Annotated in this window: 11 protein-coding genes; 4 read left to right on the top strand and 7 right to left on the bottom strand. The window is 66.6% G+C overall.

Features of this window, described 5'->3' with window-relative positions; translation table 11 throughout:
* The first annotated feature begins 50 nt into the window (after nt 1–50).
* The gene (glgX, locus tag AU072_RS10960; RefSeq protein WP_064413805.1) at nt 51–2,198 is read left to right on the top strand and encodes a glycogen debranching protein GlgX; all 2,148 of its coding nucleotides are present in this window, start codon (nt 51–53) and stop codon (nt 2,196–2,198) included.
* Here glgX and AU072_RS10955 read toward each other — a convergent pair whose 3' ends face one another.
* Entirely contained in the window at nt 2,199–2,579 is a 381-nt protein-coding gene (locus AU072_RS10955; protein WP_064413804.1) for a hypothetical protein, read from the bottom strand.
* Between the two features lie 392 nt (nt 2,580–2,971).
* On the opposite strand from AU072_RS10955, the gene AU072_RS10950 reads away from it, so the two are divergent.
* A complete protein-coding gene (locus tag AU072_RS10950) occupies nt 2,972–3,532 on the top strand; it encodes a TetR/AcrR family transcriptional regulator (protein WP_082680740.1) in 561 nt (186 codons plus the stop codon).
* A 6-nt stretch (nt 3,533–3,538) separates the two neighbouring features.
* Here AU072_RS10950 and AU072_RS10945 read toward each other — a convergent pair whose 3' ends face one another.
* Nucleotides 3,539–4,873 (bottom strand): maltokinase N-terminal cap-like domain-containing protein, encoded by a 1,335-nt coding sequence (locus AU072_RS10945; protein WP_064413802.1) that lies wholly within the window; start codon nt 4,871–4,873, stop codon nt 3,539–3,541.
* Nucleotides 4,870–6,687 carry a maltose alpha-D-glucosyltransferase gene (treS, locus tag AU072_RS10940; protein WP_064413801.1) on the bottom strand — a complete coding sequence of 606 codons (1,818 nt, stop codon included), beginning with the start codon at nt 6,685–6,687 and terminating at the stop codon, nt 4,870–4,872. The genes AU072_RS10945 and treS overlap by 4 nt, the downstream gene beginning before the upstream one ends.
* Nucleotides 6,688–6,766: 79 nt before the next feature.
* Here treS and AU072_RS10935 point away from each other — a divergent pair, with 79 nt between their 5' ends.
* Together AU072_RS10935 and pyrE are read left to right on the top strand one after the other, a co-directional pair.
* On the top strand, nt 6,767–7,567 hold the full coding sequence (locus tag AU072_RS10935; RefSeq protein WP_064413800.1) for a HugZ family pyridoxamine 5'-phosphate oxidase: 801 nt from the start codon (nt 6,767–6,769) through the stop codon (nt 7,565–7,567).
* Nucleotides 7,568–7,581: 14 nt separating this feature from the next.
* A complete protein-coding gene (gene pyrE / locus AU072_RS10930) occupies nt 7,582–8,166 on the top strand; it encodes an orotate phosphoribosyltransferase (protein WP_064349141.1) in 585 nt (194 codons plus the stop codon).
* Nucleotides 8,167–8,241: 75 nt separating this feature from the next.
* Here the strand turns inward: pyrE and AU072_RS10925 are convergent, their stop codons facing one another.
* From AU072_RS10925 to AU072_RS10910, 4 genes are read right to left on the bottom strand one after another with little or no spacing between them, the layout of a single operon-like run.
* Nucleotides 8,242–9,282 (bottom strand): ABC transporter ATP-binding protein, encoded by a 1,041-nt coding sequence (locus AU072_RS10925; RefSeq protein ID WP_064413799.1) that lies wholly within the window; start codon nt 9,280–9,282, stop codon nt 8,242–8,244.
* The gene (locus AU072_RS10920; protein WP_064413798.1) at nt 9,279–10,061 is read right to left on the bottom strand and encodes an ABC transporter permease; all 783 of its coding nucleotides are present in this window, start codon (nt 10,059–10,061) and stop codon (nt 9,279–9,281) included. Before AU072_RS10920 ends, AU072_RS10925 begins: the two co-directional genes overlap by 4 nt.
* Nucleotides 10,058–10,903 (bottom strand): ABC transporter permease, encoded by an 846-nt coding sequence (locus AU072_RS10915; RefSeq protein ID WP_064413797.1) that lies wholly within the window; start codon nt 10,901–10,903, stop codon nt 10,058–10,060. The genes AU072_RS10920 and AU072_RS10915 overlap by 4 nt, the downstream gene beginning before the upstream one ends.
* Nucleotides 10,904–10,934: 31 nt before the next feature.
* Entirely contained in the window at nt 10,935–12,065 is a 1,131-nt protein-coding gene (locus AU072_RS10910) for an ABC transporter substrate-binding protein (RefSeq protein WP_064413796.1), read from the bottom strand.
* Nucleotides 12,066–12,246: the final 181 nt, after the last annotated feature.

Here is a 12,246-nt window from a genome sequence, read left to right as displayed (position 1 = left end):
CACACCCGTATCGTCGCGTTGTCCATGTGTGTCGTCGTCTGGAGTGAGAATTGACCCAAGCCCCCGCCTCCCAAGCCGCGTCCCACGAGGTCTGGCCGGGTAAGGCCTATCCGCTCGGCGCGACCTATGACGGGACGGGCACCAATTTCGCGGTGTTCAGTGAGGCCGCCGAGAAGGTCGAGCTGTGCCTGTTCGACGCGGATGGCACCGAGACCCGCATCACGCTGCCTGAGAACGACGCGTTCGTGTGGCACGGCTTCATCCCGAACATCGAACCCGGCCAGCGGTATGGCTACCGCGTGCACGGCACGTACGACCCACCGTCGGGACAGCGCTGCAACGCCAACAAGCTGCTGCTCGACCCGTACTCGAAGGCCATCGACGGCAACTTCGACTGGAACCAGTCGCTGTTCAGCTACAACTTCGGCGATCCCGACAGCCGCAACGACGACGACTCCGCTGCGAGCATGCCCAAGTCGGTGGTCATCAACCCCTACTTCGACTGGGGCAACGACCGGCCGCCGGATTACGAGTACGCCGATTCGGTCATCTACGAGGCGCACGTCAAGGGCCTGACGCAGACGCACCCCGACATCCCGGAGAACATCCGCGGCACCTACTCGGCCGTGGCGCATCCGGTGATCATCGAGCACCTGCAGTCGCTCGGTGTGACGGCGATCGAGTTGCTGCCCGTGCACCACTTCGCCAACGACTCCACGCTGATCGACAAGGGCCTGTCCAACTACTGGGGCTACAACACGATCGGCTTTTTGGCACCCGACTCCAAATACAGCTCCAGCCCCAATCCCGGCGGGCAGGTGCAGGAGTTCAAGGCGATGGTCCGCGCGCTGCACGAGGCAGGCATCGAGGTCATCCTCGACGTGGTCTACAACCACACCGCCGAAGGCAACCACCTGGGCCCGACCCTGTCGATGCGGGGCATCGACAACGGCGCGTACTACCGGCTCGTCGAGGACGACAAGCGTTACTACATGGACTACACCGGTACCGGCAACAGCCTCAACGTCGGTCATCCGCATTCGCTTCAGCTGATCATGGATTCGTTGCGATACTGGGTGACCGAGATGCACGTCGACGGGTTCCGTTTTGATCTCGCTTCCACATTGGCCCGCGAGTTCTACGACGTCGACCGGCTGTCGACGTTCTTCGAACTCGTACAACAGGATCCGACGGTCAGCCAGGTCAAGTTGATCGCCGAACCGTGGGACGTCGGCCCCGGTGGTTACCAGGTGGGCAACTTCCCGCCCCAGTGGACGGAGTGGAACGGAAAGTACCGCGACACAGTCCGCGACTACTGGCGCGGTGAACCCGCCACGCTCGACGAATTGGCCTATCGCTTAACGGGTTCGGCCGACCTGTACGAGCAGACCGGTCGCCGGCCCGTCGCCTCCATCAACTTCGTCATCGCCCACGACGGCTTCACGCTGCGGGACTTGGTGTCCTACAACGAGAAACACAACGAGGCCAACGGCGAGGACAACAACGACGGCGAGAGCCACAACCGGTCCTGGAACTGCGGCGTGGAGGGACCGACCGACGATCCCGAGATCAATGCGCTGCGAGCGCGCCAGCAGCGCAATTTCCTTACCACACTGCTGCTTTCGCAGGGCGTCCCGATGATCGCCCACGGCGACGAGCTCGGCCGCACCCAGCAGGGCAACAACAACGTGTACTGCCAGGACAACGAACTGTCGTGGATCGACTGGTCCACCCCCGACACCGAGCTGATGGAGTTCACCCGCAAGGTGTCGGCGCTGCGCGCGGCGCACCCGGTGTTCCGTCGGCGCCGGTTCTTCTCCGGACGCCCGGTGCGCCAGCGCGGCGGCGACGGGCTGCCCGACATCGCCTGGTTCGCACCCGATGGGTCCGAGATGAGCGACGAGGACTGGGAAACGGGTTACGCCAAGTCAATCGCGGTGTATCTCAACGGTAACGGCATTCCCGACCGCGACGTGCGCGGGCAGCGCATCGTCGACGACTCGTTCGTGCTGTGCTTCAACGCCCACTACGAACCGATCGACTTCGTGGTGCCGGAGCGCAAGTTCGGCGACTCCTGGATCCCGGTGATCGACACGTCGGCCGACGATGAAGACGAGCCGACCCCGGTCGACGCCGGGCAGAAGGTCGAGGTCGCAGCGCGCTCAGTGATTGTGCTGCAGGCGGCCCCGGCAGAGTAGCTACTCGACCACCGGGAAGAACGAGTCGCCGTCCTCGGGGGTGCCGTCGATCTGGCCTTCGTCGCGGCCGTGCTGGTCTGGGTCGATGCGGTCGACCTCGTCGTCGGGGCGCAGCTCGGTGTCGCCGCTCGGCTCACCCACCGGCTGGTTCAGCTCGGGCTGCTCGGGCTCTTCGGCGGCCAGTTTCTCGTCGAGGCTCTCGTCGACCTCGCCGTCGGCGTTGATCTTGTCGGCTTCACGCCATCCCTCTGGCGGGTCGACGGTCTCGTCGCCGTCGGCGTTGCGCACGTCGTCGGAGTCCAACGCCTCCGTCGGGCGCAGCGTGTCGCCGACGCCACCGCCGTCGTTGGGTGAATAACCTGGGTCCGGGTTTGCGCTCACGGGTATTCGATTGCCCACCTGCCGGGTGGCTAAACGCCGCGTCGCCCGGCGGGCGGACCCATGCTGTTCGCCGGCTGGGCCGCGGAGCCCGCATCCGACTGGGTCGCGCCCGAAAACGACTGTGCGACAGGCTTCTTGACCGTCGAAATTCGGGACGGGGACCTGCTTTTGTGCTACGGTTTGCCTCACAGCAACCGTGGCCGTCGCGAATGACAGTCTGAGTTGTCACACGCCGGGCGGGGCGAGTAGGAGCCGATGAGCGGCGGCGCCTACCGGCGGCCACGGTTGCCGTCCTCCTTCTTCCACACGGCACGCACTCGGCCGTGACTCGCGCCGGCCAAAATTTTCGTGAGTGTCAGTATTGGTGGTGCGGCCACCGTATGCTGCCCTCCATGACCGCCCCCACCAGCGCCGGGCGTCGGGTCACCGCTCAAGACTGGATCCAGACCGGTTTCGCTGTGCTCGCCGAAGGTGGCCCTGGCGCGCTGCGGATCGGCCGCCTGTGTGAACGCCTCGACGTCACCAAGGGCAGCTTCTACTGGCACTTCACCGACATGCCGGCCTACCGCGACGCGCTGGCCCGGGCGTGGGCCAACCACCACGACGAGCAGCGGCGCCGGTTCGAGGACATGCGCGGCGTCGAACCCCGCGCGCGGCTGATAGCGATGATCCAGACACTGATGTGTCCCGACCAGTGGGCATTGGAGCGGGCGATGCGCGTGTGGTCGTTGACCGACCAGACGGTGCTGGCCAGCGTCCAGCAGAGCGATGTGCGCGTGCTGCGCGCGGTGCGCGACGCGCTGGTCGACTACGGCTTCGACGATGGCGAGGCGGATCTGCGTTCGGCTCTGTTGTTCGCCACCGGCATCGGCTTGCTGCACGAGGTCCGATCGGCGCCGCGCGAGCCCGCGGTATTGAGCGAGCGCGTGCTCGACCTCATGCTCCACCGATAGGTCAGCTCAGCCGATGATGCGCGCGATCGACTTCATCGGGATCGGCAACCAGCTCGGCCGGAAGCGCGCCTCGTACGCGGCCTCGTAAATCGCCTTGTCCAGTTCGTAGGCCGCCAACAGCTGGCCGTTGTCCCGAGGATCGGTACCCGAGATCTCGGCGTAGCCCTCACAGAACGATGCGGCGTTGCGGTCCACCCACTCGCGGGCCCGCGCCCCGAGCTGACGGTCGCGGTCCTCATCGGACGACTGTTCCATCAACCGTTGGTAGGCCGCATATTCGAACGAGCGCAACACTCCGGCCACGTCGCGCAGCGGGGAATCCGGCCGGCGCCGTTCCTCGAGCGGCTGACCGGGCTCACCCTCGAAGTCGATCAGCAGCCAGCCCTCGGGTATGCGCAACACCTGGCCGAGATGCAGATCGCCGTGGATGCGCTGAACGGTGATCGTCTCCTCCGACAGCTTGCGGTACCGCTCCTCGATCAGCGGTCCGTACTTCTCGAGATCGGGCACGGACTTGGTCGCCGCGGCCAGCCGCTCCAACGCGGTGTCGGCCGGGAACACGGTGGTCTCGGTGCCCAGTTCGTCGGCCAGCGTCGCGTGCACCGACGCGACCGCCTCACCGAGCCGATACGACTCGCCGGCGAAGTCACCGCCGACCTCGTCGGCGTACAGGTCCCCCTCGGCGAACAGGTCACGGGTGCTGGCGGTCGCCATATCCCAACCCTCGGCAGAGGTCGCCGCGAACTCGGCGACCATGCCGAGCGCGCACGGCTCACCGTCCTGGTGCCCGTCCCACGTCGTCTCAAAGGAGCCGAGCAGCTTCGCCACATGCGGGTTGCCGGCGCGCGCCAGCACGCGGTTCAACTCGATGTCCGGGTTCGTTCCCGGCGTGATGCGACGGAAGAGCTTGAGGATCGCCTCCTCCTCGAACACCACGCTGGTGTTGCTCTGTTCTGCTGCCGAGACCCGCGGCGCCGCATCCAGCGGCAACTCGACGTCGGGTTCCTTCACGAACCGCACGTCCCCGACCGTCGCCGAGGAATCGATGAGCGACAGCAGGAACTGCGCGGCTGCGGGGTCGTAGAGCGCGTCGTAGGCGGTGCGGTCACCGTCGGTGCCGATGGTGGCGACCTCCGCGTACTCCTCGATCGGTCCGGAGTTCCAGCGCAACAGCACTTGATAGCGCTCACTCGAGCCGTCGGTATAGGACACGTCGAGCAGCACGAGGTCCAGATCGTCGCGCAGCGCGGTGCAGGCCGCCTGGTGCACCGCGGCCAATTCGCGGCTGCGCCCGGCGTACCACCGTTGGTGTGGCAGCCACTCTTCGAACGGCAGCGTCATGACAGTTCTCCATGCTCCGGGCCGGGTGCCTTCAGCGAGAACCAGTAGAACCCGTGGCCGGGCAGGGTCAGGAGGTACGGCAACTGGCCGATGCGGGGGAACTCCACGTATCCGGTCATCTCGACCGGCGTGTATCCGTTGTAGGCCTGCAGATTCAGCTCGATCGGCTGCGGGAACCGGGAGAGGTTGTTGACGCAGAGCACGGTGTCCTTGTGCCCGTCGGCCTTTTCGACCTCGCGGACGTAGGTGAGCACCGACGGGTTCGAACCGCCCAACTCGTGGAAGCTGCCGATGGCGAACGCGTCGTGGCGGCCGCGCACCGCGAGCATCGTGCGGGTCCAGTTCAGCAGCGAGTTCGAGATGTCCCGCTGCGCTTCCACGTTGACGGCCTGAAAGCCGTAGATCGCATCCTGGTTCGGCGGCAGATACACCCGCCCGGGCGTCGCGGTCGAGAAGCCCGCGTTGCGGTCCGGTGTCCACTGCATCGGGGTACGCACCGCGTCGCGATCACCGAGCCAGATGATGTCGCCCATCCCGATCTCGTCGCCGTAGTACAGCACCGGCGACCCCGGCAGCGAGAGCAGCAGCGCGGTGAACAGTTCCATCTGGTTGCGGTCGTTGTCCAGCAGCGGCGCCAGCCGTCGGCGGATGCCGACGTTCGCCTTCATCCGCGGATCCTTGGCGTACTCGGCGTACATGTAGTCGCGCTCTTCGTCGGTGACCATCTCCAGCGTCAACTCGTCGTGGTTGCGAAGGAAGATGCCCCACTGCGCCATCTCGGGGATGTCGGGCGTCTGCGCCAGGATCTCCGAGATCGGGAAACGCGACTCCCGTCGGACGGCCATGAAGATCCGCGGCATCAGCGGGAAGTGGAACGCCATGTGGCATTCGTCGCCGCCGGTGTCGGGATCACCGAAGTACTCGACGACGTCGGCCGGCCACTGGTTCGCCTCGGCCAGAAGCACACGGCCCGGGTACTCGTCGTCGATCACCTTGCGGCAGTGCTTGAGGAACGCGTGCGTCTCGGGCAGGTTCTCGCAGTTGGTGCCCTCCCGCTCGAAGAGGTAGGGCACCGCGTCCAGCCGGAAACCGTCGATGCCGATGTCGAGCCAGAACCGCAGGACGTCGAGCATCGCCTCCTGGACGGCCGGGTTGTCGTAGTTGAGGTCGGGCTGGTGGCTGAAGAAGCGGTGCCAGTAGAACTGCCGTCGCACCGGATCGAACGTCCAGTTCGACTCCTCGGTGTCGACGAAGATGATCCGGGCGTCGGAGTACTTGTCGCTGGTGTCGCTCCACACGTAGAAGTCGCCGTACGGTCCGTCGGGATCCCTGCGCGATTCCTGGAACCACGCGTGCTGATCGGACGTGTGGTTCATCACGAGGTCGGTGATGACGCGGATCCCGCGGCGGTGCGCGGCATCGAGGAGTTCGACGAAGTCGTCGACGGTGCCGAACTCGGGCAGCACCCGGTAGAAGTCGCGGATGTCGTAACCACCGTCGCGCAGCGGCGAATCGTAGAACGGCGGGAGCCAAAGACAGTCCACGCCAAGCCACTTCACGTAGTCGAGTTGCTCTGTCAGTCCGCGCAGATCCCCGATGCCGTCGGAGTTCGAGTCGTAGAAGGCGCGCACCAGCACCTCGTAGAAGACGGCGCGTTTGAACCAGGTGCGGTCCTCGGGCAGGACCCGGGCGTGGCCGAAGTCTTCTGCGGTGGGGTGCTCGACGACACCGTCCTCGACGTGACTGCCCTCCGCCGGGTCGTGGTCGTCGGATGCGCGGGCACCGCTGTGCTGGTCCAACCGGTGTAGTTCCATACCGTGTTCAACCTACCCACGTCGCGAAGAATCGAATCGGTGGAATTCCTGCGGGCGCTCACTTCGGTATCGTTCCGGCGTGGCCACACGTGATCACGGCGACCCGGGTGACGCACCGTCGATTCCTCCGCCGCTGACGGAGGTCGTCAACTCCGTCCGACCCACGGCTGCCGAGGAAGCTCTGACCATCGCCGCATCCACCAATACCGCAACCCTGGCGACGCTGACGGCCGACGGCGACCCGTGGGCGTCGTTCGTGACGTACGGGTTGCTCGACGGCGCCCCGGTGCTGTGCGTGTCCAACCTCGCCGAGCACGGGCGCAACCTGTTGGCCGACCCGCGGGCGAGCATCGCGATCGTCGCGCCGACGTCGGAGACCGACCCGCTCGCCAGCGGGCGGGTCACGCTGGCCGGGGTGGTGGAACGGCCCGCCGACGACGAGCTCGCCGCCGCGCGCGAAGCGCACCTGTCGGCCGTCGCGGCCGCCAAGTACTACATCGACTACAGCGACTTCACGCTGTGGGTGCTGCGGGTGCAGCGGGTGCGCTGGGTCGGCGGCTACGGGCGGATGGAGTCGACGAGCGGTGCGGCGTATTCGGCCGCGCAGCCAGATCCGGTGCAACCGCTGGCGGCCGGGGCCGTCGCGCACCTCAACGCCGACCATGCCGACACGCTGGTCGCGATGGCCAAGGCGCTGGGCGGCTACCCGGACACCACTGCGGCGACGTGCACGGGCGCCGACCGGTACGGCCTGGACCTGCGGCTCACCACCGACCGCGGGCTGGCATACACCCGGATCGGCTATCCGAAGAAGATCGATTCGATCGACGAATTGCGTTCGGCCGCCGTCGAGCTGACCCGTCTGGCGCGGCGCGGCTGAAATACGATCACCTCATGACTGCTGCGGCTCCCTCCGGGCGACCGGCCACCTGGCAAGCGGCGTTCGATCTGATCGCCACCCGCGGCCACGAGCGACGCGACGAGCCGTTCAAGTTGGCCAGCGGGCAGCTCAGCCACGACTACATCGACGGTAAGTACGCGATCGACACCGGTGAGCGGTTGACGATCGTCAGTCGCGCGGTCGCCGAGCTGGCCGAGAGCCGCGGCATCGAGTTCGACGCGGTGGGTGGGCTGACCATGGGCGCCGACCCGTTGGCGCACGGCGTAGCGATGGTCACCGGCAAGGCGTGGTTCTCGGTGCGCAAGGAGCAGAAGGCGCGCGGACGCGAGCAGTGGATCGAGGGCACCCGCTTGGCGCCGGGTACGCGGGTGTTGCTGGTCGACGACGTGATCAGCACCGGCGGCTCGACCGAGATCGCGTTCGACCGGGTGACCGCGGCGGGTGCGGTGGTTACCGGCGTGATCCCGATGGTCGACCGTGGGGACATCGCCGCCAAACGCTTTGCCGCGCGGGGTGTGCCGTTCGCCGCGCTGGTCACCTACCGCGACCTCGGCATCGAACCGGTCAAGGACGTCTGACCCCTCTTCCGCGAACGTGGGTTACCCGCACATTTTTCGCGCGCGGAGCGTGCTGGTAACCCACGTTCGGCGGGGTTAGGCCGGCACGACGAGCACGCCGTCGGATTCCACGCCGATGCTGACGCTGTCGCCGGGTGTGAAGACCCGCGCCGCCGGGCTTCCCATCTGTGCGCAGATCACCGTGCCGTCACCCATGGCGGCGTAGACCCGCGAGATCGCGCCGAGGAACGCCACCGAGCTGATGGTCGAGGTGCCTGCCGCGTCAGCGGTCACCGTCACAGATTCCGGACGGACCATCGCCAGCCCGGGCCCGGAAGCCACCGAACCCGGCAGCGTCGGCAACGACGTCCCGAGCAGTTGGGCGGTGCCATTCGAAACCGTCGCGCGCACTTTGTTGTTCAGGCCGACGAACTCCGCGACGAACGGTGTCGCCGGGTTGGCGTAGAGGTCGGCTGGCGCGGCCACTTGTTCGAGTCTGCCCTGGTTCATCACCCCGACACGGTCGGCCACCGCGAGCGCTTCCTCCTGGTCGTGGGTGACGAACAACATCGTCGTACCGACCTCCAACTGCACACGGCGGATCTCGTCGCGCAACTGGGACCGGACTATCGCGTCCAACGCCGACAGCGGTTCATCGAGCAGTAGCACTCGCGGCGCAATCGCCAGGGCGCGGGCCAGTGCGACGCGTTGCTGCTGCCCGCCCGACAATTCGCTGGCGTACTTGTCGGTGTGGGCCGACAGCCCGACCAGGTCCAGCATCTCGGCAGCCCGGGACAGGCGTTCGCGTTTGGAGGCACCGCGCATCTTCAGACCGAACGCGACGTTGTCGAGCACGGTGAGGTGGGGGAACAGGCTGTAGGCCTGGAACACCATGCCCATGTCGCGCTTGTTCGCGGGTACCCGGCTGACGTCTCGCCCGTCGACGGACACCGTGCCCGACGTCGCCGTGTCCAGCCCGGCGACGATGCGCAGCGCGGTGGTCTTACCGCAGCCCGACGGACCCAGCAGCGCGACGAGCTCGCCGGGTTCGACACGCAGCGTCAGCCCGTCGAGTGCCCTTCTCGACCCGTACACCCGCGTCAGGTCGTTGAGTTCGACGGCGACTCCGGTGGTCATGCGGCGACTCCCCGGACTCGGCGGCGCCCGCGGGTGGCGAGCGAAAGGCCCGTCAGCAGAACGAAACCCAGCAGCAGCACGGCCAACGATGCGGCCACCGACGTGGGGCCGTCGGCCTTGCCGATCGCCACGATCTGCACCTGCAAAGTCTCATAACCGCTCAGCGATGCGATGGTGTACTCCCCGAGAACGACGGCAACCGAGATGAAGGCCGCGGACAGAATCCCCGACCAGATGTTCGGCACGACCACCCGCAGAATCGTTGTCGCCCAACCGGCGCCGAGCGATCGCGCGGCCTCGGTGAGAGTCCGCAGGTCAATCGACGACAGCGCCGCGTCCAGCGCACGGTACGCGAACGGCAACACCAACACGATGTAGACGAACGTCAGCGTCAACGCGGATTCTCCGAGGAAGTACGTCACCCACAGATAGACATTGCGCAGGCCGACCACGATGACCAACGCCGGAATCGTCAACGGCAACAGGCACAGGAACTCGACGGCGCCCTTCGCCCATGGTGCCCGCAGCCTTACCCAGATCATGGTCGGCAACAGGATCGCCAACATCGCGACCACCGTGTACACCGCGAGCAGCAGGGATACGACGATAGCCGCATACAGCGCGTCATCGGCGATCAGGTTGCCCCACGCCCGCAGAGTGCGCCCACCTGCGAGCAGGTTGCGCGTCGAGAAGTCGGCCATCGCGTAGAGGGGAAACAGGAAGAACGCGCCGAAAAGCACCCAGAGCGCCCCGCGAATCACCTTGGTGGCCCGGGTCATCGAAGCCACCTCGCCGAACGTCGCACCAACCTGTTGTAGGCCACCATCACCACTGCCACGACGACGATCATCTCGAGCGCCAACGCATACGCGAAGCCTGTTTGACCCAGCACCACCTCGCTGGTGAGCGCGGCCCGGATCAGCAGCGGCACGATCGGGCTGCCCTGGCTGACCAACGCGGCGGCCGTCGCGTACGCCGCGAATGCGTTGGCGAACAACAACAGTGCCGACCCCAGGAATGCCGGCGTCAACAACGGCACAACCACTTCGCGGAAGTACTGCAGCCGTGACGCGCCCAGGGTGAGCGCCGCTTCGCGCCACTGCGCCCGCAGACCCTCGAGGGCGGGCATGAACACGATCACCATCAGCGGTATCTGAAAGTACGTGTAGACCAGAATCAGGCCCGGCAACCCGTACAACCACCCCGACGCCGCGAGGTTCCATCCGAGCAGGTGCTCCAGCCACAACGTCAACACGCCGTTGAGCCCGACCGTCGCCAGAAACGCGAAAGCCAGTGCGACACCGCCGAACTGCGCGAGCACGCTGCACAGCGCCAGCACGGCGCGCCGCACCGTCGACGTCGGCGGGCCGGACACGATCAACCAGGAGAGCACCGCCCCGAGTACCGCGCCGATCAGCGCGGTGCTGCCCGAGAGCACCACGCTCTTGCTCAGGGCCGACAACGCCGGACCGGAGAACAACGCGTTGATGCGCTCCAGGGAGAACACGCCGTCGACGACGAACGCGTTGACGATCACCGTCGCGGTGGGGATGAGCAGAAAGACCACCACCACCGCCAGGAACGGCAGCAGCGGCAGGATGTCTCGCGCGGTGTCCCGCAGCCTGGTCAGACTCGCTCCCTCCCGTGCACGGTCAGCCGATCGCGGCGGCCCAGTGCTCCGACAGATACTTGGTGGCCGCCTCGGTCTGCTGGGGCGAGGGAACCGTCACCGGTCCGTCGATGACGGGCAGGGTCTGCGCGGCCTCCTTGTCCAATGTGCCGTCGGTGGCCATGTTGTCGGCGCGGACCGGCCGAACACCGCCGAGCGCGAACAAGTTCTGGCCCTCGTCGCTGTAGAGGAATTCCTGCCACAGGCGCGCGGCGGCCGGGTGCGGCGCGTCCTTGTTGATCGCCTGGTAGTAGTAGCCCGCGACGGCGTACTCCGGCGGTACCAGAACCTGCCACGAGGGCAGTTTCTTGCTTTGCGCCGCGTTGGTGTAGTTCCAATCGATCACCACCGGCGTCTGACCGGATCCGATGGTGGCCGGCGTCGGGTCCACTGGCAGGAAGTTGCCCGCGTCGGCCAGCTTTCGGAAGAACTCGACGCCCGGAGCGATGTCGTCGACCGAACCGCCCTGGGAGAGCGCGACCATCAGCACCCCGGAGAACGCGGCGCCCGCCTGCGTGGGGTCGCCGTTGAGAGCCACCTTGCCCCGATACTCCGGCTTGAGCAGGTCGTCGATGCGGGTCACCGGCGGCACCTTGGCCGAGTCGAAGCCGATCGACATGTATCCGCCGTAATCGTTGACCCAGGTTCCCTCCGCGTCTTTGAACGCCGCCGGGATGTCGTCGAAATTGACCACCTTGTAAGGCGCGAACATCTCGGTGTTGGCCAACGCGACGGACTGGCCGAGGTCGAACACGTCGGGCGCGGTGCTCCTGCCCCTCTGCTGATTGGCCGCGTTGATCTCGTCCTGGCTGGATGCGTCGGGCTGCGCCGAATTGACCTTGATGCCGTACTTGTCGCTGAACGCTTTGATGATCGCGCCGTAGTTGGCCCAATCCGGAGGTAGCGCAATGACATTGAGCTCACCCTCGTTCTTGGCCGCCTCAACGAGCCCGTCGATCCCCCCGAAATCCTCGGCCGAAGTGGCTTCGGCGGCCTTGACACCGGACTGCGTCTGCTGCCCGTCACCGCTCTTGTCCGGCGGCGCGCAGGCAACCGAACCGGCCAGCAGCAGAACGGATGCGGCCAACGCGGCCGCCAGGCTGGTGATCTTCATTGCCGAACCTTCCGATGGTCAGGAGTCGGCGCGGTGACGCAGCGGTCACCGCACCGGATCGCCGCGGTGAACGACTCCGCGCGAGGGCGTCCGAAACCCTATCGCGGCGGTTATGACGACGCGCAAGTTCCACCGGACTTCCACCGGACTTTGCCAGGCCGCCACCTTTGCCCGGCGTTAG

Source organism: Mycolicibacterium novocastrense, assembly GCF_001499835.1.
GTDB classification, from domain to species: domain Bacteria; phylum Actinomycetota; class Actinomycetes; order Mycobacteriales; family Mycobacteriaceae; genus Mycobacterium; species Mycobacterium novocastrense.
The sequence above is the reverse complement of the archived record's forward strand: the minus strand, read 5'-3'. Positions and strand labels throughout refer to the sequence as shown.

Coding starts and splice junctions, on each gene's coding strand:
- AU072_RS10925 (WP_064413799.1), bottom strand. CDS start 9,282: ATGACCACCGGAGTCGCCGTCGAACTCAACGACCTGACGCGGGTGTAC.
- AU072_RS10945 (WP_064413802.1), bottom strand. CDS start 4,873: ATGACGCTGCCGTTCGAAGAGTGGCTGCCACACCAACGGTGGTACGCC.
- AU072_RS10920 (WP_064413798.1), bottom strand. CDS start 10,061: ATGACCCGGGCCACCAAGGTGATTCGCGGGGCGCTCTGGGTGCTTTTC.
- pyrE (WP_064349141.1), top strand. CDS start 7,582: ATGACTGCTGCGGCTCCCTCCGGGCGACCGGCCACCTGGCAAGCGGCG.
- AU072_RS10910 (WP_064413796.1), bottom strand. CDS start 12,065: ATGAAGATCACCAGCCTGGCGGCCGCGTTGGCCGCATCCGTTCTGCTG.
- AU072_RS10950 (WP_082680740.1), top strand. CDS start 2,972: ATGACCGCCCCCACCAGCGCCGGGCGTCGGGTCACCGCTCAAGACTGG.
- treS (WP_064413801.1), bottom strand. CDS start 6,687: ATGGAACTACACCGGTTGGACCAGCACAGCGGTGCCCGCGCATCCGAC.